At 60.3% G+C, this 24,551-nt stretch carries 26 protein-coding genes; all 26 read right to left on the bottom strand.

Annotation, left to right across the window (positions count from 1 at the left end; genetic code table 11):
- Nucleotides 1–519, bottom strand: coding sequence for a 30S ribosomal protein S5 (gene rpsE / locus NK8_RS12850; RefSeq protein WP_008343875.1), 519 nt, complete (start codon nucleotides 517–519; stop codon nucleotides 1–3).
- Between the two features lie 14 nt (nucleotides 520–533).
- A complete protein-coding gene (gene rplR, locus NK8_RS12855; RefSeq protein ID WP_061179115.1) occupies nucleotides 534–899 on the bottom strand; it encodes a 50S ribosomal protein L18 in 366 nt (121 codons plus the stop codon).
- Nucleotides 900–911: 12 nt separating this feature from the next.
- Nucleotides 912–1,445, bottom strand: coding sequence for a 50S ribosomal protein L6 (rplF, locus tag NK8_RS12860; RefSeq protein ID WP_162066472.1), 534 nt, complete (start codon nucleotides 1,443–1,445; stop codon nucleotides 912–914).
- A gap of 18 nt (nucleotides 1,446–1,463) precedes the next feature.
- Nucleotides 1,464–1,859 carry a 30S ribosomal protein S8 gene (gene rpsH / locus NK8_RS12865; RefSeq protein ID WP_044041653.1) on the bottom strand — a complete coding sequence of 132 codons (396 nt, stop codon included), beginning with the start codon at nucleotides 1,857–1,859 and terminating at the stop codon, nucleotides 1,464–1,466.
- A 14-nt stretch (nucleotides 1,860–1,873) separates the two neighbouring features.
- A complete protein-coding gene (gene rpsN / locus NK8_RS12870) occupies nucleotides 1,874–2,179 on the bottom strand; it encodes a 30S ribosomal protein S14 (RefSeq protein WP_016346471.1) in 306 nt (101 codons plus the stop codon).
- 7 nt (nucleotides 2,180–2,186) lie between these two features.
- Nucleotides 2,187–2,726 (bottom strand): 50S ribosomal protein L5, encoded by a 540-nt coding sequence (gene rplE, locus NK8_RS12875; RefSeq protein ID WP_162066473.1) that lies wholly within the window; start codon nucleotides 2,724–2,726, stop codon nucleotides 2,187–2,189.
- Nucleotides 2,727–2,740: 14 nt separating this feature from the next.
- Nucleotides 2,741–3,049 carry a 50S ribosomal protein L24 gene (gene rplX, locus NK8_RS12880; protein ID WP_061179118.1) on the bottom strand — a complete coding sequence of 103 codons (309 nt, stop codon included), beginning with the start codon at nucleotides 3,047–3,049 and terminating at the stop codon, nucleotides 2,741–2,743.
- A gap of 9 nt (nucleotides 3,050–3,058) precedes the next feature.
- On the bottom strand, nucleotides 3,059–3,427 hold the full coding sequence (gene rplN / locus NK8_RS12885) for a 50S ribosomal protein L14 (RefSeq protein ID WP_006998478.1): 369 nt from the start codon (nucleotides 3,425–3,427) through the stop codon (nucleotides 3,059–3,061).
- Nucleotides 3,428–3,729: 302 nt separating this feature from the next.
- Nucleotides 3,730–4,002 carry a 30S ribosomal protein S17 gene (gene rpsQ / locus NK8_RS12890; protein WP_008343854.1) on the bottom strand — a complete coding sequence of 91 codons (273 nt, stop codon included), beginning with the start codon at nucleotides 4,000–4,002 and terminating at the stop codon, nucleotides 3,730–3,732.
- The gene (gene rpmC, locus NK8_RS12895) at nucleotides 3,999–4,193 is read right to left on the bottom strand and encodes a 50S ribosomal protein L29 (protein ID WP_035933103.1); all 195 of its coding nucleotides are present in this window, start codon (nucleotides 4,191–4,193) and stop codon (nucleotides 3,999–4,001) included. The genes rpsQ and rpmC overlap by 4 nt, the downstream gene beginning before the upstream one ends.
- 10 nt (nucleotides 4,194–4,203) lie before the next feature.
- Nucleotides 4,204–4,620, bottom strand: a complete 417-nt coding sequence (rplP, locus tag NK8_RS12900; RefSeq protein WP_008343852.1) for a 50S ribosomal protein L16 — start codon at nucleotides 4,618–4,620, stop codon at nucleotides 4,204–4,206.
- A gap of 2 nt (nucleotides 4,621–4,622) precedes the next feature.
- Entirely contained in the window at nucleotides 4,623–5,417 is a 795-nt protein-coding gene (gene rpsC, locus NK8_RS12905; RefSeq protein WP_162066474.1) for a 30S ribosomal protein S3, read from the bottom strand.
- Between the two features lie 11 nt (nucleotides 5,418–5,428).
- The gene (gene rplV / locus NK8_RS12910) at nucleotides 5,429–5,758 is read right to left on the bottom strand and encodes a 50S ribosomal protein L22 (protein WP_011490054.1); all 330 of its coding nucleotides are present in this window, start codon (nucleotides 5,756–5,758) and stop codon (nucleotides 5,429–5,431) included.
- A 12-nt stretch (nucleotides 5,759–5,770) separates the two neighbouring features.
- Nucleotides 5,771–6,046, bottom strand: coding sequence for a 30S ribosomal protein S19 (rpsS, locus tag NK8_RS12915; RefSeq protein WP_035506764.1), 276 nt, complete (start codon nucleotides 6,044–6,046; stop codon nucleotides 5,771–5,773).
- A 10-nt stretch (nucleotides 6,047–6,056) separates the two neighbouring features.
- Entirely contained in the window at nucleotides 6,057–6,884 is an 828-nt protein-coding gene (gene rplB, locus NK8_RS12920; RefSeq protein ID WP_162066475.1) for a 50S ribosomal protein L2, read from the bottom strand.
- Nucleotides 6,885–6,886: 2 nt separating this feature from the next.
- The gene (rplW, locus tag NK8_RS12925) at nucleotides 6,887–7,201 is read right to left on the bottom strand and encodes a 50S ribosomal protein L23 (protein ID WP_008343846.1); all 315 of its coding nucleotides are present in this window, start codon (nucleotides 7,199–7,201) and stop codon (nucleotides 6,887–6,889) included.
- Nucleotides 7,198–7,818 carry a 50S ribosomal protein L4 gene (gene rplD, locus NK8_RS12930; protein ID WP_035506767.1) on the bottom strand — a complete coding sequence of 207 codons (621 nt, stop codon included), beginning with the start codon at nucleotides 7,816–7,818 and terminating at the stop codon, nucleotides 7,198–7,200. The genes rplW and rplD overlap by 4 nt, the downstream gene beginning before the upstream one ends.
- Nucleotides 7,818–8,477 carry a 50S ribosomal protein L3 gene (gene rplC / locus NK8_RS12935; protein ID WP_061179133.1) on the bottom strand — a complete coding sequence of 220 codons (660 nt, stop codon included), beginning with the start codon at nucleotides 8,475–8,477 and terminating at the stop codon, nucleotides 7,818–7,820. Before rplC ends, rplD begins: the two co-directional genes overlap by 1 nt.
- A gap of 210 nt (nucleotides 8,478–8,687) precedes the next feature.
- Nucleotides 8,688–8,999, bottom strand: a complete 312-nt coding sequence (gene rpsJ, locus NK8_RS12940) for a 30S ribosomal protein S10 (RefSeq protein ID WP_006998489.1) — start codon at nucleotides 8,997–8,999, stop codon at nucleotides 8,688–8,690.
- Between the two features lie 139 nt (nucleotides 9,000–9,138).
- Nucleotides 9,139–10,329 carry an elongation factor Tu gene (gene tuf / locus NK8_RS12945; protein ID WP_016346480.1) on the bottom strand — a complete coding sequence of 397 codons (1,191 nt, stop codon included), beginning with the start codon at nucleotides 10,327–10,329 and terminating at the stop codon, nucleotides 9,139–9,141.
- 67 nt (nucleotides 10,330–10,396) lie between these two features.
- Nucleotides 10,397–12,499 (bottom strand): elongation factor G, encoded by a 2,103-nt coding sequence (fusA, locus tag NK8_RS12950; RefSeq protein ID WP_061179122.1) that lies wholly within the window; start codon nucleotides 12,497–12,499, stop codon nucleotides 10,397–10,399.
- 118 nt (nucleotides 12,500–12,617) lie between these two features.
- Nucleotides 12,618–13,088, bottom strand: a complete 471-nt coding sequence (gene rpsG / locus NK8_RS12955; RefSeq protein ID WP_006053291.1) for a 30S ribosomal protein S7 — start codon at nucleotides 13,086–13,088, stop codon at nucleotides 12,618–12,620.
- Nucleotides 13,089–13,270: 182 nt separating this feature from the next.
- A complete protein-coding gene (gene rpsL, locus NK8_RS12960) occupies nucleotides 13,271–13,651 on the bottom strand; it encodes a 30S ribosomal protein S12 (protein ID WP_006053290.1) in 381 nt (126 codons plus the stop codon).
- A gap of 219 nt (nucleotides 13,652–13,870) precedes the next feature.
- Entirely contained in the window at nucleotides 13,871–15,718 is a 1,848-nt protein-coding gene (gene recQ, locus NK8_RS12965) for a DNA helicase RecQ (RefSeq protein ID WP_213226571.1), read from the bottom strand.
- Nucleotides 15,719–15,897: 179 nt separating this feature from the next.
- The gene (rpoC, locus tag NK8_RS12970) at nucleotides 15,898–20,139 is read right to left on the bottom strand and encodes a DNA-directed RNA polymerase subunit beta' (protein ID WP_213226572.1); all 4,242 of its coding nucleotides are present in this window, start codon (nucleotides 20,137–20,139) and stop codon (nucleotides 15,898–15,900) included.
- Nucleotides 20,140–20,160: 21 nt separating this feature from the next.
- Nucleotides 20,161–24,267, bottom strand: coding sequence for a DNA-directed RNA polymerase subunit beta (gene rpoB, locus NK8_RS12975; protein WP_162066479.1), 4,107 nt, complete (start codon nucleotides 24,265–24,267; stop codon nucleotides 20,161–20,163).
- Between the last annotated feature and the right edge of the window lie 284 nt (nucleotides 24,268–24,551).

Raw genomic sequence — 24,551 nt, forward strand, 5'->3', positions numbered from 1 at the left:
TTAGCCCAGAATGTCTTCGACGGACTTACCACGCTTCGCCGCGATGTCGGCCGGGGTCGACTGCTTGCGCAGACCGTCCAGCGTTGCGCGAACGAGGTTGTACGGGTTCGTCGAACCGTGGCTCTTGGCCACAACGTTTTGCACGCCCATCACGTCGAACACTGCGCGCATCGGGCCGCCAGCGATTACGCCGGTACCGTCCTTCGCCGGAGCGAGGAGAACCGCCGATGCGCCATGCTTACCGTGCACTTCGTGTTGCAGCGTGCCGTTCTTCAGGGGCACCTTGAACATATTGCGGCGGGCCTGTTCCATTGCCTTTTGAACGGCAACCGGAACTTCCTTGGCCTTGCCCTTGCCCATGCCGATCCGGCCGTCACCGTCGCCGACCACGGTCAGTGCGGCGAAGCCGAGAATACGGCCACCCTTCACGACCTTGGTCACGCGGTTGACCGAAATCATCTTTTCGCGCAGGCCGTCGTCGCGTTCGTCAGCCTGAACTTTCGCTTGCATCTTTGCCATGACGAATTCTTCCCTTAGAACTTGAGCCCGGCTTCACGCGCCGCATCAGCCAGCGCCTTCACGCGGCCGTGGTAGCGGAAACCCGAGCGGTCAAAGGCGACGGATTCGATGCCGGCAGCCTTGGCCTTTTCGGCGATACGCTTGCCGATCAGGGTCGCAGCATTGACGTTGCCGCCCTTGCCCGACTTGTCGGCGAGTTCAGCGCGCACTTCAGCTTCGAGCGTCGAGGCGCTTGCCACGACTTTCGTACCGCATGCCGAGAACACTTGCGCGTAGATATGCGTATTCGTGCGATGCACGGCCAGACGCGGAACCTGCAGCTCAGCGATCTTGACACGCGTCTGACGAGCGCGGCGCAGGCGAGATTGAGTCTTATCCATGATTGCGCACCCTTACTTCTTCTTCGTTTCTTTGAGGATCACGACCTCGTCGGAATAACGCACGCCCTTGCCCTTATACGGCTCGGGCGGACGATAACCGCGCACTTCTGCTGCGGTCTGTCCGACTTTCTGCTTGTCGATCCCCTTGATCACGATTTCGGTCTGCGACGGAGTTTCAGCCTTGACGCCTTCCGGCATCTGGTGCACCACGGGGTGCGAGAAACCCAGCGACAGGTTCAGCTTGTCGCCTTGCGCTTGTGCACGATAACCGACGCCAACCAGCGTCAGCTTGCGCTCGAAACCCTTGGTGACGCCCTGCACCATGTTCGCCACCAGGGCGCGCATCGTGCCGGACATCGCGTTTGCTTCACGGCTTTCGTTGGCCGGAGCGAGCTTCAGCGTGCCATTGTCGTTCGTCACGTTCACCAGCTTGTTAGCTGCTTGCGAGATCGTGCCGAGCGGACCCTTAACGGTGATGACGTCGCCCTTGATGGCCACTTCCGCGCCTTGCGGCAGCGCGATCGGGCTTTTACCTACTCGAGACATGTTTCTTCTCCTTAGGCGTTAAGCGACGTAGCAGATGACTTCGCCGCCGACGCCGTTCTGGCGCGCCTTGCGGTCGGTCATCACACCCTTCGGCGTCGAAACGATGGCAACGCCCAGGCCGTTCATGACCTGCGGAATGTCGTTGCGACCGCGGTACACGCGAAGACCAGGCTTCGAGACACGCTCGAGGCGCTCGATCACCGGACGGCCAGCGTAGTACTTCAACGCGATATTCAATTCGATCTTCGCGCCATCAGCCTTCACTGCGAAGTCGTCGATATAACCTTCGTCCTTCAAAACCTGCGCAATCGCAACCTTGACTTTTGACGAGGGCATAGTCACCGAAACCTTCTCGACCATCTGCGCATTGCGGATGCGAGTCAGCATATCGGCGATAGGATCACTCATGCTCATTTATGTTTCTCCTATTACCAGCTCGCCTTGGTCAGGCCAGGGATTTCGCCGCGGAAAGCGATTTCACGAATCTTGCCGCGTGCGAGTCCGAACTTGCGGAACGTGCCACGCGGACGACCCGTGATCGCGCAGCGGTTACGCTTGCGAGTGGGGTTCGAGTTACGCGGCAGTTGTTGCAGCGCCAGACGCGCGAAGTAACGCTCTTCGTCCGACTTGCTTGCGTCATCGATCACAGCCTTCAGCTCAGCACGCTTCGGAGCGTACTTGGCTGCCAGGCGCGCGCGCTTCTTTTCACGTTCGATCAGTGCCAGTTTAGCCACGGTAACCTCAGTTTCTGAACGGGAACTTGAAGCCGGCGAGCAGCGCCTTTGCTTCATCGTCAGTCTTCGCGGTAGTCGTGATGCTGATGTTCAGCCCACGCAGCGCGTCGATCTTGTCGTAGTCGATTTCGGGGAAAATGATCTGCTCTTTCACACCGATGTTGTAGTTGCCACGACCGTCGAATGCACGGCCCGACACGCCACGGAAGTCACGCACCCGCGGGAGCGCAACCGTCACGAAACGGTCGAGAAATTCGTACATCGCTTGGCCGCGCAGCGTGACCATCGCGCCGATCGGGTAGCCCTGACGAATCTTGAAGCCTGCGATTGCCTTGCGCGCCTTCGTGATAACCGGCTTCTGGCCAGCGATCTTCGTCAGGTCGCCCACGGCGTTTTCGATGATCTTCTTGTCGGCGACGGCTTCGCCAAGACCCATGTTCAGGGTGATCTTGGTGATGCGCGGCACTTCCATGACGGACTTGTAGCCGAACTTTTCAACGAGTTGCGGCACAACGTTTTCTTTATAAATCTCTTGCAGACGAGCCATTTTTTAACTCCGCGTCAGGCGTTGAGCGTGGCGCCGGTCGACTTCAAGAAGCGAACCTTCTTGTCGTCTTCGACCTTGATGCCCACACGCGATGCCTTGCCATTCGCGTCGACCAATGCGACGTTCGAAATATGCAGCGGCATCGTTTTGGCTTCCACACCGCCCGTCGTACCCTTCATCGGGTTCGGCTTCACGTGCTTCTTGACGAGGTTGATACCCTCGACCGTGACACGGTCTTCCGCAACGGCCAGCACGGTACCGCGCTTGCCCTTGTCCTTGCCGGTGATGACGATGACTTCGTCACCCTTGCGAATCTTGTTCATCGCGACTCCTTACAGCACTTCCGGCGCGAGCGAAACGATCTTCATGAATCGTTCGCTACGCAGTTCACGCGTCACCGGCCCGAAAATACGCGTGCCGATCGGCTCGAGCTTCGTATTCAACAGAACGGCGGCATTGCCGTCGAACTTGATGAGCGAGCCATCCTGGCGACGCACGCCCTTGGCCGTACGAACGACCACAGCGTTATAAATTTCGCCCTTTTTCACGCGTCCGCGCGGCGTCGCTTCCTTGACGGTCACCTTGATGATGTCGCCAATGCTAGCGTAACGACGCTTCGAACCGCCGAGCACTTTGATGCACATGACTTCACGCGCACCCGTGTTGTCGGCCACTTCAAGCCGAGTTTCGGTCTGGATCATGGTTTATCTTTCCCAACTTAATCCGGTCGCGCCACCATGGCACAGCCGGTCAGTCTTGGTCCCGTCAGCCAACTGGCTGCTTGGGTTAGAACAGGCAGCGAGGGCAGACGAAACCCGCCATCGCAATCCGGTGAATCTGTCGACTCAGGCTGGCGCCTGAACCGGCTTCCCCCACCAGTTTCGCCCGCGACGGGGCTCCCACAAAGAGGGAAGACCGAGATTATAACAAATAATCTCGGTCTTGCAAGCGAAACTTACTGCGACACCACTTACTACTGCATCGCCGTACTACTACTTCTACTTCAGATCACGCGAGCCGCTTCAACCAGCTTCGACACAACCCAGGCCTTCGTCTTCGAAATCGGACGGGTTTCCTGAATTTCGACGAGATCGCCTTCGTTGTACGTGTTCGCGTCGTCATGCGCGTGGTACTTCTTCGAACGCACCACGTACTTGCCGTAGATCGGATGCTTCACGCGGTGCTCGACCAGAACGGTGACCGTCTTGTCCATCTTGTTGCTGACGACCTTGCCGACCAGCGTCCGCTTGAGCGAGGTTTTTACGCTATCGTTCATTTCTGGTTCGCCTTCTCAGTCAGGACGGTGCGTACACGTGCGATGTCGCGACGGACCTTCTTCAGCTGGCTCGTGTTCGTGAGCTGCTGGGTCGCGAGTTGCATACGCAGGCCGAATTGCGCCTTCAGCAGGTCCGTGAGCTCTTTGTTGAGCGCGGCCTGGTCTTTCTGGTGAAGTTCAGATGCCTTCATCATTTACTCCTTAGGCGCCGAGCTGACGCACAACGAAGTTCGTCTTGAGCGGCAGCTTGGCTGCAGCCAGACGGAACGCTTCGCGCGCCAGTTCTTCGGAGACACCGTCCATTTCGTACAGCATCTTGCCCGGTTGAATTTCAGCGACGTAGTACTCGGGGTTGCCCTTACCGTTACCCATACGCACTTCGGCCGGCTTTTGCGAGATCGGCTTGTCCGGGAAGATACGGATCCAGATCCGGCCGCCCCGCTTGATGTGACGCGTCATTGCACGACGTGCCGCTTCGATCTGGCGCGCGGTCAAACGGCCGCGACCGATAGCCTTCAGACCGTATTCACCGAACGACACTGCGTTGCCGCGCGTCGCCTTGCCGGTGTTACGACCTTTCTGCTCTTTGCGATACTTTCTGCGTTTCGGTTGCAGCATCGTTATTCTCCAGTCTTCGCGTCACCGCCTGCGCGACGGGGTGCACCACGACGCGCGCCAGCCGGAGCGCCTTCACCGTCACGGCGCGGACGGCGATCGCCACCCGGACGTGCGTTGCGGCGCGGACGCTTTTCTTCTGCCACTTCTTCCACCACCGGCGCGTCGTTGCGGCCGAGCGTGTCGCCCTTGTAGACCCACACCTTCACGCCGATGATGCCGTACGTGGTCTTCGCTTCCGAAGTCGCGTAGTCGATATCGGCACGCAGCGTATGGAGGGGCACGCGACCTTCGCGATACCACTCGGTACGAGCGATTTCGATACCGTTCAGACGGCCCGCGCTCATGATCTTGATGCCTTGGGCGCCAAGACGCATCGCGTTCTGCATCGCGCGCTTCATCGCGCGACGGAACATGATCCGGCGCTCGAGCTGCTGCGTGATGGAGTCAGCGATCAGCTGAGCATCGGTTTCCGGCTTGCGGATTTCTTCGATGTTGACGTGAACCGGAACGCCCATGCGCTTTTGCAGCTCGGCCTTCAGCAGTTCGATGTCTTCGCCCTTCTTGCCGATGACAACGCCAGGACGCGAGCTGTAAATCGTGATGCGCGCGTTCTTCGCCGGACGCTCGATGACGACGCGACCAACCGAAGCGTTCTTCAGCTTCTTCTTCAGGTATTCACGAACACCGATGTCTTCCTGCAACATCGCCGCGAAATTGTTGTTGTTCGCATACCAGCGCGAAGCCCAATTGCGGCTGACGGCCAAGCGGAAGCCAGTCGGATGAATTTTCTGTCCCATCGTATGGCTCCTTAATTCCCGACCGTCACAGTGATGTGACAGGATTGCTTCTCGATGCGGTTACCGCGACCCTTTGCGCGTGCGGTAAAACGCTTCAGCGAAGCAGCCTTATCGATATAGATGCTCGTGATCTTGAGCTCGTCGATATCGGCGCCTTCGTTGTGTTCCGCATTCGCGATCGCAGACAGCACGACCTTCTTGACGATACCCGCCGCCTTCTTCGGCGAGAACGTCAGAACGTTCAGCGCCTTGTCGACCGGCAAACCACGAATCTGGTCAGCCACAAGGCGCGTTTTCTGCGCCGAGATGCGGGCACCGCGATGAATTGCTTTCACTTCCATCTTGATAGCCCCTTATTTCTTGGCCTTCTTGTCGGCCGCGTGACCCTTGAACGTACGGGTCAGTGCGAACTCGCCAAGCTTATGGCCGACCATGTTTTCCGTGACGTACACCGGAACGTGCTGACGGCCGTTGTGAACAGCGATCGTCAGGCCGATGAAATCCGGCAGAATCGTCGAGCGACGCGACCAGGTCTTGATCGGCTTCTTGTCGCGCGTAGCTGCTGCCGACTCAACTTTCTTCAGCAAATGAGCGTCGCAGAACGGACCTTTTTTAGCAGAACGTGTCATTGCCTACTCCTTAACGCTTGTGACGGCGCTGGACGATCATGCTCGTCGTGCGCTTGGTGCTGCGGGTACGATAACCCTTCGTCGGCGTGCCCCACGGGCTCACCGGATCGCGACCTGCAGCCGTCTTGCCTTCACCACCGCCGTGCGGGTGATCGACCGGGTTCATTGCAACGCCGCGCACCGTCGGGCGGATACCGCGCCAGCGGTTTGCGCCAGCCTTGCCGATTTGACGGAGGCTATGCTCTTCGTTGCCCACTTCGCCGATCGTCGCGCGGCACTCGACGTGCACGCGGCGGATTTCGCCGGAGCGCAGACGCACCTGAGCGTAGACGCCTTCACGAGCCAGCAGCATTGCCGACGTACCAGCCGAACGCGCGATCTGCGCGCCCTTGCCCGGCAGCATTTCGACGCAGTGGATCGTCGTACCGACCGGAATGTTGCGGATCGGCAGCGTGTTGCCTGCCTTGATCGGCGCTTCCGAACCGGACATCAGCGGTGTACCAACCGTCACGCCCTTCGGCGCAATGATGTAGCGACGCTCGCCGTCTGCGTACAGAACCAGCGCGATGTTCGCGCTACGGTTCGGGTCGTACTCGAGACGCTCGACCTTTGCCGGAATGCCGTCCTTGTTGCGACGGAAATCGACGATACGATAGTGCTGCTTGTGACCACCGCCCTGGTGACGCGTGGTGATACGGCCGTTGTTGTTACGGCCCGCCGACTTGGATTGCGAGTCGAGCAGCGCAGCGTGCGGCGCGCCCTTATGCAGATCCTTGTTGACGATTTTGACCATCGCGCGGCGACCCGGCGAGGTCGGCTTAACTTTCACGATTGCCATGATTACTTGGCCTCCGCTTCAAAGTTGATTTCCTGGCCGGGCTTCAGGCAGACGTACGCCTTCTTCACGTCCTTGCGCTTGCCGTTGAAGCGACCAAAGCGCTTGGCTTTGCCCTTCGTGACGAGCACGTTGACGGAATTGACTTCGACCTTGAACAGCAGCTCGACAGCAGCCTTTACTTCCTGCTTCGTGGCGTCCGGTGCGACTTCGAACACGACTTGCTCGTTCTTGTCGGCAACCAGCGTCGCCTTTTCGGAGATCACCGGCGCGAGCAGAACTTGCATCAAACGATGATCGTTTTTGCGAATTTCGCTCATGACAGCAACTCCTCGATCTGAGCGACCGCAGCCTTCGTGATCAGAATCTTCTTGAAGTAGATCAGCGAGAGCGGGTCGGCGTAACGCGGCTCGACAACGGCCACGTGGGCCAGGTTGCGCGACGCGAGGTACAGGTTCTCGTCGACCGTATCGGTGATGACCAACACGGATTCGAGACCCATCGCCTTGAATTTATCGGCCAACAGCTTGGTCTTTGGGGCTTCGAGCGCGAGGTCTTCGACCACGGCGATACGGCCTTCGCGAGCCAGCTGCGAGAAGATCGAGCAGAGACCTGCGCGATGCATCTTCTTGTTGACCTTGTGCGAGAAGTTTTCTTCCGGCGAGTTCGGGAAGATGCGACCACCGCCACGCCACAACGGGCTCGACGACATACCGGCACGAGCACGGCCCGTACCCTTCTGACGCCACGGCTTCTTGGTGGTGTGCTTGACCTGCTCGCGATCCTTCTGCGCGCGGTTGCCGCTACGTGCGTTCGCCTGATAAGCGACGACGATCTGGTGAATCAGGGCTTCGTTGTAATCGCGACCGAACACGACGTCCGATGCGTTCACGCCAGCGCCTTCCTGACCATTGGCATTCAGGAGCTTAAGTTCCATTATTTCGCTCCTTTCACAGCACGCGTCTTGACGGCCGGGGTCACGAAGACCTTACCGCCCTTCGCACCCGGAACAGCACCGCGGACGAGCAGCAGACTGCGCTCAGCGTCGATGCGGGCGATTTCGAGATTTTGAACCGTAACGGTATCGTCACCGAGGTGACCCGTCATGCGCTTGCCAGGAAACACGCGACCCGGATCCTGCGCCATACCGATCGAACCCGGAACGTTGTGCGAACGCGAGTTACCGTGCGTCGCGCGACCCGAGGCGAAGTTGTAGCGCTTGATCGTGCCGGCATAACCCTTACCGATCGACGTGCCTTGCACATCGACCTTCTGGCCGACTTCGAAAATATCCGTACCGATCACGGCGCCGTTCGACAGTTCACCTGCCTTGGCCGTATCGATATGGAATTCCTTGAGGATTTCACCAGCTTGAACGCCGGCTTTGGCGAGGTGACCCGCCAGCGGCTTCGTCACGCGCGATGCGCGGCGAGCACCGAATGCAACCTGAACGGCGGTATAACCATCCGTTTCAACGGTCTTGATCTGCGTCACGCGGTTGTCCGACACGTCCAGCACGGTGACGGGGATGGAATCCCCTTCAGGCGTGAAGATACGGGTCATGCCAACCTTGCGACCTACGAGTCCAAGGCTCATCGTTTTCTCCATTCCCAACTGCGATTGGTCGGGGCTGATTTACAAATGCCGGCTTCGTTACGAGAAACTGGGTCGGCTTTCTTGCGTCTTTTTCGTGCACATAGGCGCGAAAAGCCTTGAAGTATAACAAGGCTTTTCGAATCCCGCAAGCAATCAAAGACTTAGCGGCCCCTGACGCGCCTTCTAACGCGCCAGGGAAGCTTTCGGGACTTACTGCAGCTTGATTTCGACGTCGACGCCAGCCGGCAGATCGAGCTTCATCAGCGCGTCGACGGTCTTGTCCGTCGGATCGACGATGTCCATCAGGCGTTGGTGCGTGCGGATTTCGAGCTGGTCGCGCGACGTCTTGTTGACGTGCGGCGAACGCAGGATGTCAAAACGCTGAATACGCGTCGGCAGCGGCACCGGGCCACGGACGATCGCGCCAGTCCGCTTCGCCGTATCGACGATCTCGGCTGCCGATTGATCGATCAGGCGATAGTCGAAAGCCTTCAGACGAATACGGATTTTCTGGTTCTGCATGACGATTCCTTGAAAAGAGCGAGGCGGTATTGCACCGCACATTGGCAAAAGAGCGTGGGACCGGATGCTCGCTGAGGGCGAGCACCCGGTCCCGGTCTTTACTGCGTTACTGCAACTTCAATCGAGCAAGCCCGATATCTTACTCGATAATCTTCGCCACGACACCAGCGCCGACGGTACGACCGCCTTCACGGATGGCGAAACGCAGACCTTCTTCCATGGCGATCGGGGCGATCAGCTTGACCGTGATCGACACGTTGTCGCCCGGCATCACCATTTCCTTGTCCTTCGGCAGCTCGATCGAGCCCGTCACGTCCGTCGTACGGAAGTAGAACTGCGGACGGTAGTTGTTGAAGAACGGCGTGTGACGGCCGCCTTCGTCCTTGCTCAGCACGTACACTTCAGCCGTGAAGTGCGTGTGCGGCGTGATCGAACCCGGCTTGGCCAGAACCTGGCCACGCTCCACGTCTTCACGCTTCGTGCCGCGCAGCAGGATACCGACGTTGTCGCCCGCTTGACCTTGGTCCAGCAGCTTGCGGAACATTTCCACGCCCGTGCAGGTCGTCTTCACCGTCGTCTTGATACCGACGATTTCGATTTCCTCGCCAACCTTCACCACACCGCGCTCGATACGGCCCGTCACCACCGTGCCACGACCCGAGATCGAGAACACGTCTTCCACCGGCATCAGGAACGAACCGTCCACTGCGCGCTCCGGCGTCGGGATGTACGTGTCGAGTGCGTCAGCCAGGTTCATGATCGCCACTTCGCCCAGCTCGCCCGTGTCGCCTTCCAGCGCCAGCTTGGCCGAACCCTTGATGATCGGGGTATCGTCGCCCGGGAAGTCGTACTTCGACAGAAGCTCACGCACTTCCATTTCGACGAGCTCGAGCAGCTCGGCGTCGTCCACCATGTCGCACTTGTTCAGGAACACGATGATGTACGGCACGCCAACCTGGCGGGCCAGCAGGATGTGCTCGCGCGTTTGCGGCATCGGGCCGTCAGCGGCCGAACACACCAGGATTGCGCCGTCCATCTGCGCTGCGCCCGTGATCATGTTCTTCACATAGTCGGCGTGGCCCGGGCAGTCGACGTGTGCGTAGTGGCGGTTAGCCGTTTCGTACTCGACGTGCGCGGTGTTGATGGTGATACCGCGTGCCTTTTCTTCCGGCGCTGCATCGATCTGGTCGTATGCCTTTGCTTCGCCGCCGAACTTCTTGGTCAGCACCGTCGTGATCGCTGCCGTCAGCGTGGTCTTGCCGTGGTCAACGTGACCGATCGTGCCCACGTTCACGTGCGGCTTGGTCCGCTCGAATTTACCTTTTGCCATGATTACCTTCTTTCAAAGTTTGGTTATCGGTTAAAGCTTGTGGCTTGCGCCGAATGACTTGCGGGTATTACTTACCCTTCGCGTTGATGATCGCTTCGGCGACGTTACGCGGAGCTTCGGAGTAGTGCTTGAATTCCATCGTGTACGTGGCACGGCCTTGCGTCAGCGAACGCAGCGAGGTCGAGTAGCCGAACATTTCCGACAGCGGCACTTCGGCGCGAACGATCTTGCCGCCGCCAATCATGTCTTCCATGCCCTGGACGATACCGCGACGGCCCGACAGGTCGCCCATCACGTTGCCCATGTAGTCTTCCGGCGTTTCGACTTCCACAGCCATCATCGGTTCGAGGATGACCGGGCTTGCCTTGCGCATTGCTTCCTTAAAGGCCATCGAACCGGCCATGCGGAACGCGTTTTCGTTCGAGTCCACGTCGTGGTACGAACCGAACGTCAGGTGCACCTTCACGTCGACCACCGGGAAGCCAGCCAGCACGCCGGACTTCAGCGTTTCCTGGATACCCTTGTCCACGGCCGGGATGTATTCGCGCGGAATCACGCCGCCCTTGATCTCGTCCAGGAACTCATAGCCCTTGCCCTGCTCGTTCGGCTCCAGCGTGATGACCGCGTGACCGTACTGGCCGCGACCACCCGACTGCTTGACGAACTTGCCGTCGACGTCTTCCGCCTTGCTGCGGATCGTCTCGCGGTAAGCAACCTGCGGCTTGCCGACAGTCGCTTCCACGCCGAATTCGCGACGCATACGGTCAACCAGAATTTCCAGGTGGAGCTCGCCCATGCCCGAAATAATGGTTTGGCCCGATTCTTCGTCCGTTTGAACGCGGAACGACGGATCTTCTTGTGCCAGACGGTTCAGCGCCAGACCCATCTTTTCCTGGTCAGGCTTCGTCTTCGGCTCGACTGCCTGCGAAATCACCGGCTCCGGGAAAATCATGCGTTCGAGCACGATCGGGTGCTGCGGATCGCACAGCGTGTCGCCGGTGGTCGCTTCTTTCAGACCGACTGCCGCTGCGATGTCGCCCGCGCGCACTTCCTTGATTTCTTCGCGCTGGTTCGCGTGCATCTGCAGAATACGACCGAGACGTTCCTTCTTGTCCTTGGTCGCGTTCAGCACGGTGTCACCCGAATTCACGACGCCCGAGTACACGCGGAAGAAGATCAACTGGCCGACGAACGGGTCCGTCATGATCTTGAACGCCAGCGACGAGAACTTCTCGTCGTCGGATGCACGACGCTCGCCCTTCTCGCCGCTTTCGAGTTCGCCCGTAACCGGCGGAATGTCGATCGGCGACGGCAGGAAGTCGATCACGGCATCCAGCATGCGCTGCACGCCCTTGTTCTTGAACGCGGTGCCGCACAGCATCGGCTGAATTTCGCACGCGATGGTCCGGTCGCGGATCGCCTTGACGATTTCCGCTTCGGTCAGCTCTTCGCCGCCGAGGTACTTTTCCATCAGCTCTTCGGTTGCTTCAGCAGCCGATTCGATCATCTTCTCGCGCCACTCGTTGCACGTGTCGACGAGTTCAGCCGGGATATCGACGTAGTCGAACTTCGTGCCTTGCGACGCTTCGTCCCAAATGATCGCCTTCATCTTGATCAGGTCGACCACGCCCGTGAACGTGTCTTCAGCGCCGATCGGCACCACGACGGGAACCGGGTTCGCCTTCAGACGCGTCTTCAGCTGGTCGTAGACCTTGAAGAAGTTCGCGCCGGTACGGTCCATCTTGTTGACGAACGCGAGACGGGGAACCTTGTACTTGTTCGCCTGACGCCACACGGTTTCCGACTGCGGCTGCACGCCGCCCACCGCGCAGTAGACCATGCACGCGCCGTCGAGGACGCGCATCGAACGCTCCACTTCGATCGTGAAGTCGACGTGCCCCGGGGTGTCGATGATGTTGATGCGGTGCTCGGGATAGTTGCCGCCCATGCCCTTCCAGAAGGCCGTGGTAGCAGCCGACGTGATGGTGATGCCGCGCTCCTGCTCCTGCTCCATCCAGTCCATCGTTGCTGCGCCGTCGTGAACTTCACCGATCTTGTGGTTCACGCCCGTGTAGAACAGGATGCGCTCGGTCGTCGTCGTTTTGCCGGCGTCGATGTGAGCGCTGATACCGATATTGCGGTAGCGCTCGATAGGTGTCTTGCGAGCCACTTTGGATCCTTTTTCGGTCGACGCGCCAGCGAGTGCGAGCGCGCCCTAACACAAACGGGCGAGGCGCCTGGAGTAGCGCACCCGCCCTGATTTTTCCGTTTGCTCTACGAGCGGGAGCTTAGAAACGGAAGTGCGAGAATGCCTTGTTGGCCTCTGCCATGCGGTGAACTTCGTCGCGCTTCTTCATCGCGCCGCCGCGGCCTTCAGCCGCTTCGGAGAGCTCACCTGCCAGGCGCAGGGCCATCGACTTTTCGCTGCGCTTCTTCGCGGCTTCACGCAACCAACGCATCGCCAATGCCATACGACGCGAGGGACGCACTTCGACCGGAACCTGATAGTTGGCACCACCAACACGACGGCTCTTCACTTCGACCACCGGCTTCACGTTGTTGAGCGCAACCGTGAACACTTCCAGCGGGTCCTTGCCACCCTTGGTCTGGATCTGTTCAAAAGCGCCGTACACGATACGCTCGGCAACCGACTTCTTGCCGGAGAGCATCAGCACGTTCATGAACTTGGCTACATCTACGTTACCGAACTTCGGATCCGGCAACACTTCCCGCTTGGGGACTTCGCGACGACGCGGCATGATTCTTCCTTTACTTTTTCAGTTGGAGCTGATTCTCAGCTCCGCGGCCACCAACAAACCCGATCCATCTATTCGACTAACCAGCTTGGCCGGGTGACCACTTACTCGACAGCACCGGCAATTCCGGCACCACCGCCTTAACCGCCTTGCGGCGACCTGATTCCTTACTTTCGACCGGCGACTTACTTGCCAGCCTTCGCGCGCTTCGCACCGTACTTCGAGCGAGCTTGCTTACGGTCCTTGACGCCCTGGGTATCCAGCGAGCCGCGAACCATGTGGTAACGCACACCCGGCAAGTCCTTCACACGGCCGCCGCGAATCAGCACGACCGAGTGCTCTTGCAGGTTGTGGCCTTCACCGCCGATGTACGAAATGACTTCGAAGCCGTTCGTCAGACGAACCTTGGCAACTTTACGGAGTGCCGAGTTCGGCTTCTTCGGCGTCGTGGTGTACACGCGGGTGCACACGCCACGACGCTGAGGGCAGTCCTGCAGGGCCGGCGACTTGCTTTTCGTCGTTTCCGACGTGCGGCCTTTGCGAACCAGTTGATTGATGGTTGGCATTGTTTAATCCTAAAAATGAACAAAATCCGCGCAATTCTCTCGGGCAAAGCGAAAAGAACCGCGCGTTTGACGTTCTCGCCGAATGATTTCTGCTCCCAGCACCCGGCACTAGGCCAGATCCGAAGCAGGACCAAGAACGAGAACCAAGCATGATATTCCGAAAATCGCAATCGGGTCAATACGTTGCGACAATTTCGCGGGCTTTCGAGGAGCAGGACGTCAGTCGGAGCCGACGACATCGAGCAGTTCGTCGCCGAAGCGCTCCAGTTTGCGCACGCCGATGCCCGGAATATGGCGCAGATCGTCGACCGTATCGGGATCGCTGCGGGCGATTTCGGCAAGCGTGGCGTCGTGAAAGATGACGTAGGCCGGCACGCCGTCGCTCTTTGCGGTTTCCGCGCGCCAGGTACGCAGACGGTCCCAACGAGCCTTCTCGCGTGCCGACATGCCAGCGGTCGGATCCGCGCGCTCGCCCGTGCGGCTGGAAGACTGGCGGGCCCGAGTCGGCTTGACATACTTGCGCAGCGTGACGCTCTCTTCGCCCTTGAGGACGGGCTTGCTCGCGTCGGTGAGCACGAGCGCGCCGAAACCGTCGTGATCGACGGCGAGATAGCCGAACGCGACCAGTTGCCGGAACACGGCACGCCACTCTGCCTCGGAGAGCGCCGCGCCGACGCCGAAGGTCGAAATCTTCTCGTGTCCGCGCTGCAGGACTTTCTCACTGCGCGTCCCACGCAGAATATCGATGAGATGCCCCGCGCCGAAACGAAAGCCGCTCGCCTTCTGCGCGCGATAAACGCATGAAAGCGCCATCTGAGCCTCGCGCGTGGCATCGAAGGACGCAGGCGGCTCCAGACACGTATCGCAGTTGCCGCACGGCTTACTCGTCTCGCCGAAGTACGCGAGCAAACGTACACGACGACACGACGCCGCTTCGCACAACCCCAGCAGCGCGTCGAGCTTGCCGCTCTGCACGCGCTTGTGCGCGTCGTCGGCTTCGGACTCGTCGATCATCTTGCGCTGTTGCACGACATCGCCCAATCCGTACGCCATCCACGCGTTCGCCGGCATGCCGTCGCGGCCGGCGCGACCGGTTTCCTGATAGTAGCCTTCGACGCTCTTCGGCAAATCCAGATGCGCGACAAAACGCACGTCCGGTTTATCGATGCCCATGCCGAACGCGATCGTCGCGCACATGACGATGCCTTCCTCGCGCTGGAACATCTCCTGGTGCTTCTGCCGCGTCTCGAACTCCATCCCAGCGTGGTACGGCAGCGCGCGAACGCCCTGGCCTTTCAGCCAGTCCGCGGTCTCCTCGACCTTTCGCCGCGACAGGCAATATACGACGCCCGCATCGGTCGTGCCGTCCTTGTTCGTGTGCTCGGCGCGGATGAAATCGAGCAGCTGCGAGCGAGCGTTGTCCTTCTCGACGATTCGATAACGAATATTCGGCCGATCGAAGCTGGAAACGAAAATGCGCGCATCGTCCAGCGCGAGCCGGTGGACGATTTCATCGCGCGTGATCGCGTCGGCGGTCGCGGTGAGCGCGATGCGCGGCACATCGGGAAACCGCTCGTGCAGCACGGAAAGCTGGATATATTCAGGGCGGAAATCGTGGCCCCACTGCGACACGCAGTGCGCTTCATCGATCGCGAACAGGCCGACGCGCGCGCGTTCGAGCAGTTCGAGAAAGCGCGGCGTCATCAGGCGTTCCGGCGCGACGTAGAGCAAGTCGATATCGCCCTCGCGCAGCGCGCGTTCGGTGGCCGCAGCCTCGGCGCCCGACAATGTGGAATTCAGATACGCGGCGCGCACGCCGACTTCCGTCAGCGCGGCGACCTGGTCCTGCATCAAGGCGATAAGCGGCGACACCACGATGCCGGCGCCAAGCCCGGCCTCGCTGCGCACGAGCGACGGAATCTGATAGCACAGCGACTTGCCGCCGCCAGTGGGCATCAGCACGAGCGAATCGCCGCCGTTCGCGACATGCTCGACGATCTCCGCCTGTTGTCCGCGAAATGCGGGATAGCCGAAGATTTCGTTGAGTATTTCGAGCGACCGGGCCATGGAAGAAGAGTGCGCACTACGATGAGAGATAACGAATTCTACCAACGCATTCACGCGCCCCGACGCGTTCGAATGCATCGTTAGCCAAACGGCCGAGGTTGCGACGCCAAATTCGCCAGACGAAAAAAAACCGCCCAGCCGAAGCTGAGCGGTTCGATGCTGCTACGAGCGAGAAACGCTTACTCGTTGGTATGCGGCGCCTGCTCCGTTGCCGGAGCCTCCGGCGTGCCAAAGTCGAATGCCTCTTCGGCCGCGATCTGGTCGAAACGCTCGCGATCCGACGATTCCTTCGCCTTGCGCGCCTTGTGGAACGCGAGACCCGTACCGGCCGGAATCAGACGGCCGACGATCACGTTTTCCTTCAGGCCACGCAGATCGTCGCGCTTGCCCATGATCGCCGCTTCGGTCAGCACGCGGGTCGTTTCCTGGAACGATGCCGCGGAGATGAACGAATCGGTCGACAGCGATGCCTTCGTGATACCGAGCAGAACGTTGTCGTACGACGCCGGGCGCTTGTCGTCCGCGATCATGCGGTCGTTCTCGTCCAGCATGTCCGAACGCTCGACTTGCTCGCCCGGGATGAAGCGCGTATCGCCGTTGTCGACGATCTGCACACGACGCAGCATCTGACGCACGATCACTTCGATGTGCTTGTCGTTGATCTTCACGCCCTGCAGACGGTACACGTCCTGCACTTCATCCACGATGTAGCGCGACAACGCCTCGATACCCTGCAGACGCAGGATGTCGTGCGGATCGGCAGGACCGTCGACGATCATTTCGCCCTTGTTGACGACCTGACCATCGTGCACCAGCACCTGCTTTTCCTTCGCGATCAGGAACTCGTGCTGATTGCCTTCGAGGTCCGTGATGACGAGACGCTGCTTGCCCTTCGTGTCCTTGCCGAACGACGTCGTGCCCGTGACTTCCGCGAGAATACCCGCGTCCTTCGGCGAGCGCGCTTCGAACAGTTCGGCCACGCGCGGCAGACCACCGGTAATGTCACGCGTCTTCTGCGCTTCAACCGGGATACGCGCCAGCACTTCACCGACCTGCACTTGCTGACCATCCTTCACGGTGATCAGTGCGCCGACCTGGAAGCCGATCTGCACCGAATGCTCGGTGTTCGGGATCTTCACTTCCTCGCCGTTCGCGTCGAGCAGTTTCACCTGCGGACGCACGCTCTTCGAAGCTTGCGAGCCGCGACGCTTCACGTCGATCACGACGAGCGTGGAAAGCCCCGTCACATCGTCGATCTGCTTCGCAACCGTCACGCCTTCTTCGACGTTTTCGAACTTCACCGTACCGCCCCACTCGGTGATGATCGGACGCGTCAGCGGATCCCATTGCGCCAGTTGCGCGCCGGCCTTGATCTGTGCGCCGTCGAGCTGCAGCAGGGTCGCGCCGTACGGAACCTTGTGACGCTCACGCTCGCGACCGAAGTCGTCCGCGATGATCGCCTCGCCCGAACGCGAGATGACGACCTGCTCGCCCTTCGCGTTGGTGACGTAACGCATCGTGGCCGTGAAGCGCACCGTACCGTTGCTCTTCGCTTCGACCGTCGAAGCAACCGCCGCACGCGATGCCGCACCACCGATGTGGAACGTACGCATCGTCAGCTGCGTGCCCGGCTCACCGATCGACTGAGCGGCGATCACACCAACCGCCTCGCCGACGTTCACGCGCGAACCGCGGCCGAGGTCGCGGCCGTAGCACGCGGCGCACAGGCCATAGCGCGTTTCGCAAGTAAGCGGCGTACGCACGCGCACTTCGTCGATGCCGAGGCGTTCGATTTCCTCGACCGCGTCTTCATCGAGCAGATCGCCCGACGCGTACAGCGTTTCCTGCGTTTCCGGATTGACGACGTCCGCCACCGCGACGCGGCCGAGAATCCGGTCGCGCAGCGCTTCGACGACTTCACCGCCTTCCACCAACGCCTTCATCGCCACGCCGTTCGACGTACCGCAATCGTCTTCGACGACAACCAGATCCTGCGTCACGTCGACCAGACGACGCGTCAGGTAACCCGAGTTCGCAGTCTTCAGCGCCGTATCCGCCAGACCCTTACGGGCACCGTGGGTCGAGATGAAGTACTGCAACACGTTCAGGCCTTCGCGGAAGTTCGCCGTAATCGGCGTCTCGATGATCGAGCCGTCCGGCTTCGCCATCAGGCCGCGCATACCGGCCAGCTGACGAATCTGCACCGCGGAACCACGCGCGCCCGAGTCGGCCATCATGTAGATGGAGTTGAACGACTCCTGCTTCGTCTCGTTGCCGTCACGGTCGGTGACAGGCTCCGTCGCGAGCTGTTCCATCATCGCCTTGCCGACGCTTTCCGACGTCGCCGACCAGATGTCGACCACGTTGTTGTAGCGTTCCTGCGCGGTGACGAGACCCGACATGTACTGACGGTCGTACTCCTTCACCTTCTTCGCGGCGTCGCCGACGATCGTCTCTTTCTGCGGCGGCACGAGCATGTCGTCCACGCAGATCGAGATGCCGGCGCGCGTTGCAAGACGGAAACCCATCTGCATCAGCTGGTCGGCGAAGATCACCGTCTCGCGCAGACCGCACTTGCGGAACGCCGTGTTGATCAGGCGCGAGATTTCCTTCTTCTTCAGCGGCTTGTTCAGCACCGTGAAGGGCAGCCCCGGCGGCAGAATCTCCGACAGGATCGAACGGCCGACCGTGGTCGCGTACAGCGAGATCTTCGGCACGAACGCCGGCGCGCCTTCGCTCGTGTCTTCGTTCGCCACCATTTCGGTGATACGCACGTTGACGCGCGAAGCCAGCTCGACTTCCTTGTTCTCGTACGCGCGGATCACTTCCGACACGCCCGTGAACGTCATGCCTTCGCCCTTGCCGTTGATCGCTTCACGCGACGCGTAGTACAGGCCCAGCACGATATCCTGCGACGGCACGATCGACGGATCGCCGTTAGCCGGGAACAGGACGTTGTTCGACGCCAGCATGAGCGTGCGCGCTTCCATCTGCGCTTCGAGCGACAGCGGCACGTGAACGGCCATCTGGTCACCGTCGAAGTCGGCGTTGAACGCCGCGCAAACGAGCGGGTGAAGCTGAATTGCCTTGCCTTCGATCAGCACCGGCTCGAACGCCTGAATGCCGAGACGGTGAAGCGTAGGCGCGCGGTTCAGCATGACCGGATGTTCGCGAATGACTTCTTCGAGAATGTCCCACACCACCGGCGTCTGGTTTTCGACTTCCTTCTTCGCGGCCTTGATGGTCGTCGCGACGCCCATCACTTCCAGCTTGTTGAAGATGAAAGGCTTGAACAGTTCGAGCGCCATCAGCTTCGGCAGACCGCACTGATGCAGCTTGAGCGTCGGGCCGACCACGATCACCGAACGGCCCGAATAGTCCACGCGCTTACCGAGCAGGTTCTGACGGAAGCGGCCGCCCTTACCCTTGATCATGTCGGCGAGCGACTTCAGCGGACGCTTGTTCGCGCCCGTCATGGCCTTGCCGCGACGACCGTTGTCGAGCAGCGAATCGACGGCTTCCTGCAGCATCCGCTTTTCGTTGCGGACGATGATTTCAGGCGCCTTCAGTTCGAGCAGACGCTTCAACCGGTTGTTACGGTTGATCACGCGGCGATACAGGTCGTTCAGGTCCGACGTCGCGAAACGGCCGCCATCCAGCGGCACCAGCGGACGCAGTTCCGGCGGCAGCACCGGCAGCACTTCGAGCACCATCCAGTCCGGCTTGATGCCCGAACGCTGGAATGCCTCGAGCACTTTCAGGCGCTTCGCGTACTTCTTGATCTTCGCTTCCGAACCCGTGTTCTTGAGTTCGGTGCGCAGCATCTCGACCTGTTCGTCGATGTTGATCGCGCGCAGCAGCTCGCGCACGCCTTCCGCGCCCATCTCGGCACGGAATTCGTCACCGTACTCTTCGACCTTGTTGTAGTAATCCTCTTCCGTCATGATCTGCCGCGCTTTCAGCGGCGTCATGCCCGGATCGATCACCACGTATGCTTCGAAGTACAGCACGCGCTCGATGTCGCGCAGCGTCATGTCGAGCACCATGCCCAGACGCGACGGCAGCGACTTCAGGAACCAGATGTGCGCGACCGGCGAGGCCAGTTCGATGTGGCCCATCCGTTCGCGACGCACCTTCGCCAGCGTCACTTCGACGCCGCACTTCTCGCAGATCACGCCGCGGTGCTTCAGGCGCTTGTACTTGCCGCAAAGGCATTCGTAGTCCTTGATCGGACCAAAAATCTTCGCGCAGAACAGACCATCCCGCTCCGGCTTGAACGTGCGGTAGTTGATGGTCTCCGGCTTCTTCACTTCGCCGAACGACCAAGAACGAATCTTGTCGGGCGACGCGAGGCCGATCTTGATCGCATCAAAAACTTCTTCTTGTTGGACTTGCTTGAATAGATCGAGCAGAGCTTTCATTGCTTTCTCTCCGTAGTCCGATTAGTTGCGGTCCAGATCGATATCAATACCGAGCGAGCGGATTTCCTTCACCAACACGTTGAAGGATTCCGGCATGCCCGCGTCGATCACGTGATCGCCCTTGACCAGGTTCTCATAAACCTTGGTCCGGCCCGTCACGTCGTCCGACTTGACCGTCAGCATTTCCTGCAGCACATACGACGCGCCGTACGCCTCGAGCGCCCACACTTCCATCTCACCGAAGCGCTGACCACCGAACTGCGCCTTACCACCCAGCGGCTGCTGCGTGACGAGCGAGTACGGACCAGTCGAACGCGCGTGCATCTTGTCGTCGACCAAGTGGTGCAGCTTCAGGTAGTGCATGTAACCGACCGTGACCTTCCGCTCAAACGGCTCGCCGGTGCGACCATCGTGCAGCTGAACCTGATTCTTCGACGAGTTCATGCCGAGGTTCGTGGCGATGTTGTCCGGATACGCCAGATCGAGCGCACGCCCCATTTCCTCTTCGGTCGCGCCATCGAACACCGGCGTCGCGAACGGCACGCCTTCGCGCAGGTTCTTCGCGAGTTCGAAGATTTCGTCATCGGAGAAGCTTTCCAGCTCTTCCTTGCGGCCCGACTCGTTGTAGATCTTCGTCAGGAACTGGCGCAGTTCCTCGATCTTCGTCTGACGCTCCAGCATCTCGCCGATACGCCAGCCGAGACCCTTCGCGGCCCAGCCCAGATGCACTTCGAGAATCTGACCCACGTTCATCCGCGACGGCACGCCGAGCGGATTCAGCACGACGTCGGCCGGACGGCCATCGGCCATGTACGGCATGTCTTCGATCGGCACGATCTTCGACACGACACCCTTGTTACCGTGACGGCCCGCCATCTTGTCGCCAGGCTGCAGACGACGCTTCACGGCGAGGTACACCTTGACCATCTTCAGCACGCCCGGCGGCAGTTCGTCGCCTTGCGTGAGCTTCTTGCGCTTTTCTTCGAACGCGAGGTCGAACTGATGACGCTTCTGCTCGATCGAGTCCTTGATCGCTTCCAGCTGCGCTGCCGCTTCTTCGTCCGCGAGGCGGATGTCGAACCAGTGATAGTGGTCGAGATCTTCGAGATACGGGAGGTCGATCTTCGTGCCCTTCGCGAGCTTCTTCGGACCGCCGTTCGCGACCTTGCCGTTCAGCATGCGCGCGAGACGCTGGAACGCGTCGCCTTCCACGATACGAAGCTGGTCATTCAGGTCGAGGCGATAGCGCTTCAGTTCGTCGTCGATGATCTGTTGCGCGCGCTTGTCGCGCGTGATGCCTTCGCGCGTGAACACCTGCACGTCGATCACCGTGCCGCTCATGCCCGACGGCACGCGCAGCGACGTGTCCTTCACGTCCGATGCCTTCTCGCCGAAGATCGCGCGCAGCAGCTTTTCTTCCGGCGTCAGCTGGGTTTCGCCCTTCGGCGTGACCTTGCCGACCAGCACGTCGCCTGCTTCGACTTCCGCGCCGATGTACACGATGCCCGACTCGTCGAGACGGCCAAGCTGCACTTCCGCGAGGTTCGAAATATCGCGCGTGATTTCTTCCGGTCCGAGCTTCGTGTCGCGAGCAACGACATTCAACTCCTCGATGTGGATCGACGTGTAGCGATCGTCGGCCACGACCTTTTCCGAGATCAGGATCGAGTCTTCGAAGTTGTAGCCGTTCCACGGCATGAACGCGACCAGCATGTTCTGGCCGAGCGCGAGCTCGCCCAGATCCGTCGAGGCGCCGTCGGCCAGCACGTCGCCGCGCGAGACCTTGTCGCCGACCTTCGCGATCGGACGCTGGTTGATGTTCGTGTTCTGGTTCGAACGCGTGTACTTGATCAGGTTGTAGATGTCCACGCCGACGTCGCCGGCTGCGGCTTCATCGTCGTTCACGCGAATCACGATACGGCCCGCGTCGACGTAATCCACCACACCGCCACGCAGCGCCTGCACGGTCGTACCCGAGTCCACCGCCACCGTGCGCTCGATGCCGGTACCGACGACCGGCTTCTCCGGGCGCAGACACGGCACGGCCTGACGCTGCATGTTCGAGCCCATCAACGCGCGGTTCGCGTCGTCGTGCTCGAGGAACGGAATCAGCGATGCAGCCACCGACACGATCTGCGACGGCGCCACGTCCATGTACTGGATGCGGTCCGGCGTGACCATCAGCGTTTCGCCCGCTTCACGCGACGACACGAGTTCGTCGGTCAGCGTGCCGTCGTCGGCCACTGCCGCGTTCGCCTGAGCGATCACGTAACGGCCTTCTTCAATCGCCGACAGGTAATCGATCTGGTCGGTCACCTTGCTGTCCACGACCTTGCGGTACGGCGTTTCGAGGAAGCCGTACTCGTTCAGGTGCGCGTACAGCGCGAGCGAGTTGATCAGACCGATGTTCGGACCTTCCGGCGTTTCGATCGGGCACACGCGGCCATAGTGCGTCGGATGCACGTCGCGGACTTCGAAGCCCGCGCGCTCGCGCGTCAGACCGCCCGGGCCCAGTGCGGAAACACGGCGCTTGTGCGTGATTTCCGACAGCGGGTTGGTTTGGTCCATGAACTGCGAAAGCTGCGACGAACCGAAGAACTCGCGAATCGCCGAGGAAATCGGCTTCGAGTTGATCAGGTCGTGCGGCATCAGGTTTTCGCTTTCGGCCTGGCCGAGGCGTTCCTTCACTGCACGTTCGACACGTACGAGACCCGCGCGGAACTGGTTCTCCGCGAGTTCGCCCACGCAACGCACGCGACGATTGCCCAAGTGGTCGATGTCGTCCACTTCGCCCTTGCCGTTACGCAGCTCGACGAGGATCTTGATGGTCGCGAGGATGTCGTCGTCCTGCAGCGTCATCGGTCCAATGATCTCGTCACGGCCGACGCGGCGGTTGAACTTCATACGGCCGACCTTCGACAGGTCGTACGCGTCTTCGCTGTAGAACAGACGGTTGAACAACGCCTCGACCGCTTCTTCGGTCGGCGGTTCCCCCGGACGCATCATGCGGTAGATCGCGATGCGCGCGGCCATCTTGTCCGCGGTTTCATCGATACGCAGCGTCGACGAGATATACGGGCCCTGGTCCAGATCGTTCGTGTAGAGCGTCTGGATGTCCTTGACCTTTGCTTCGCGCAGCTTTTCGAGGACCGTTTCCGTGATTTCCTCGTTCGCGTTCGCGATCACTTCGCCCGTTTCCGGATCGATCACGTTCTTCGCCAGCACGCGGCCGAGCAAATATTCCTCGGGCACCGAGATGAACTTCGTCTTGGCGTTTTCGAGGTCGCGAATGTGCTTCGCGTTGATCCGCTTGTCTTTCGTGACGATGACGTTGCCGTCGCGATCCTGGATGTCGAAGCGCGCGACTTCGCCGCGCAGACGCTCAGGAACGAATTCCATTTGCGCGCCTTCGCTCATCAGGCCGAAGTTGTCGAACACGAAGAAGTTCGCGAGGATCTGCTCCGGCGTCATGCCGATGGCTTTGAGCAGGATCGTGACCGGCATCTTGCGGCGACGGTCGACGCGGAAATACAGCACGTCCTTCGGGTCGAATTCGAAGTCGAGCCACGAGCCGCGGTAAGGAATGATCCGCGCCGAGAACAGCAGCTTGCCGGAGCTGTGCGTCTTGCCCTTGTCGTGCTCGAAGAACACGCCAGGCGAACGGTGGAGCTGCGACACGATCACGCGCTCGGTACCGTTGATGACGAACGAACCAGTCGGCGTCATGAGCGGAATTTCGCCCATGTACACTTCCTGTTCCTTCACTTCCTTGACGACGGGCTTGCTCGGCGATTCCTTATCGAGCAAAACCAGACGCACTTTCGCGCGCAGGGCCGAGCAGTACGTCAGGCCGCGCTGCTGGCATTCCTTGATGTTGAATGCGGGCGACGACAGCATGTAGCTGACGAATTCGAGCCGTGCAAAACCGTTGTGCGAGACAATCGGGAAAACAGAGGTGAACGCAGCCTGCAAGCCTTCTGACTTGCGCTGCGACGACGACGTGTCTGCTTGCAGAAACGTCTGGAATGATTCAAGCTGGGTCGCCAGCAAAAAGGGAACTTGGTGAACGATGGGGCGCTTCGCGAAACTCTTGCGAATACGCTTCTTCTCGGTGAAGGAATATTGCATACGATCTCCGAATCACGGCGGGCGTTGGCGAGGCGGGATACCTCGACGTCACGGCCCGGTGTTCACCGACTGAGACTCGCGCGAATGTCCGGGGAGGACGCGCGAATCTAGAAGCTTGGTGGTTGGCCGCTACCAACCGCTGGCTGACGGCAGCGGATGCCTGTGTTTCCCGCTACCCGACCAAACTTGCCTTCTGCAGTCGCTTCAGAAGACAAAGAGAAATGCCGGAAATTTGTGCCGATCCGACTGTTCTCTTTGGCTTCTGCAGGGACATTTATGCCTGT

Origin of the sequence: Caballeronia sp. NK8, assembly GCF_018408855.1 — a bacterium.
Taxonomy (GTDB): Bacteria; Pseudomonadota; Gammaproteobacteria; order Burkholderiales; family Burkholderiaceae; genus Caballeronia.

Excerpts from the sequence above, each read along its gene's own strand:
- recQ (WP_213226571.1), bottom strand. The coding sequence starts at position 15,718 with ATGGCCCGGTCGCTCGAAATACTCAACGAAATCTTCGGCTATCCCGCA.
- rpsJ (WP_006998489.1), bottom strand. The coding sequence starts at position 8,999 with ATGCAGAACCAGAAAATCCGTATTCGTCTGAAGGCTTTCGACTATCGC.
- rpsE (WP_008343875.1), bottom strand. The coding sequence starts at position 519 with ATGGCAAAGATGCAAGCGAAAGTTCAGGCTGACGAACGCGACGACGGC.
- rpsC (WP_162066474.1), bottom strand. The coding sequence starts at position 5,417 with ATGGGACAGAAAATTCATCCGACTGGCTTCCGCTTGGCCGTCAGCCGC.
- rpsH (WP_044041653.1), bottom strand. The coding sequence starts at position 1,859 with ATGAGCATGAGTGATCCTATCGCCGATATGCTGACTCGCATCCGCAAT.
- rplF (WP_162066472.1), bottom strand. The coding sequence starts at position 1,445 with ATGTCTCGAGTAGGTAAAAGCCCGATCGCGCTGCCGCAAGGCGCGGAA.
- rpoB (WP_162066479.1), bottom strand. The coding sequence starts at position 24,267 with ATGCAATATTCCTTCACCGAGAAGAAGCGTATTCGCAAGAGTTTCGCG.
- tuf (WP_016346480.1), bottom strand. The coding sequence starts at position 10,329 with ATGGCAAAAGGTAAATTCGAGCGGACCAAGCCGCACGTGAACGTGGGC.
- rpsL (WP_006053290.1), bottom strand. The coding sequence starts at position 13,651 with ATGCCAACCATCAATCAACTGGTTCGCAAAGGCCGCACGTCGGAAACG.
- rplN (WP_006998478.1), bottom strand. The coding sequence starts at position 3,427 with ATGATCCAGACCGAAACTCGGCTTGAAGTGGCCGACAACACGGGTGCG.
- rpsQ (WP_008343854.1), bottom strand. The coding sequence starts at position 4,002 with ATGAACGATAGCGTAAAAACCTCGCTCAAGCGGACGCTGGTCGGCAAG.
- rplD (WP_035506767.1), bottom strand. The coding sequence starts at position 7,818 with ATGGAACTTAAGCTCCTGAATGCCAATGGTCAGGAAGGCGCTGGCGTG.
- rplX (WP_061179118.1), bottom strand. The coding sequence starts at position 3,049 with ATGAACAAGATTCGCAAGGGTGACGAAGTCATCGTCATCACCGGCAAG.
- rplB (WP_162066475.1), bottom strand. The coding sequence starts at position 6,884 with ATGGCAATCGTGAAAGTTAAGCCGACCTCGCCGGGTCGCCGCGCGATG.
- rpsS (WP_035506764.1), bottom strand. The coding sequence starts at position 6,046 with ATGACACGTTCTGCTAAAAAAGGTCCGTTCTGCGACGCTCATTTGCTG.
- rplW (WP_008343846.1), bottom strand. The coding sequence starts at position 7,201 with ATGAGCGAAATTCGCAAAAACGATCATCGTTTGATGCAAGTTCTGCTC.
- rpsG (WP_006053291.1), bottom strand. The coding sequence starts at position 13,088 with ATGCCGCGTCGTCGCGAAGTCCCCAAGCGGGAAGTGTTGCCGGATCCG.
- rpmC (WP_035933103.1), bottom strand. The coding sequence starts at position 4,193 with ATGAAGGCATCTGAACTTCACCAGAAAGACCAGGCCGCGCTCAACAAA.
- rplV (WP_011490054.1), bottom strand. The coding sequence starts at position 5,758 with ATGGAAGTGAAAGCAATTCATCGCGGTGCCCGCATCTCGGCGCAGAAA.
- rplC (WP_061179133.1), bottom strand. The coding sequence starts at position 8,477 with ATGAGCCTTGGACTCGTAGGTCGCAAGGTTGGCATGACCCGTATCTTC.
- rplR (WP_061179115.1), bottom strand. The coding sequence starts at position 899 with ATGGATAAGACTCAATCTCGCCTGCGCCGCGCTCGTCAGACGCGTGTC.
- rplP (WP_008343852.1), bottom strand. The coding sequence starts at position 4,620 with ATGCTGCAACCGAAACGCAGAAAGTATCGCAAAGAGCAGAAAGGTCGT.
- rpoC (WP_213226572.1), bottom strand. The coding sequence starts at position 20,139 with ATGAAAGCTCTGCTCGATCTATTCAAGCAAGTCCAACAAGAAGAAGTT.
- rplE (WP_162066473.1), bottom strand. The coding sequence starts at position 2,726 with ATGGCTCGTCTGCAAGAGATTTATAAAGAAAACGTTGTGCCGCAACTC.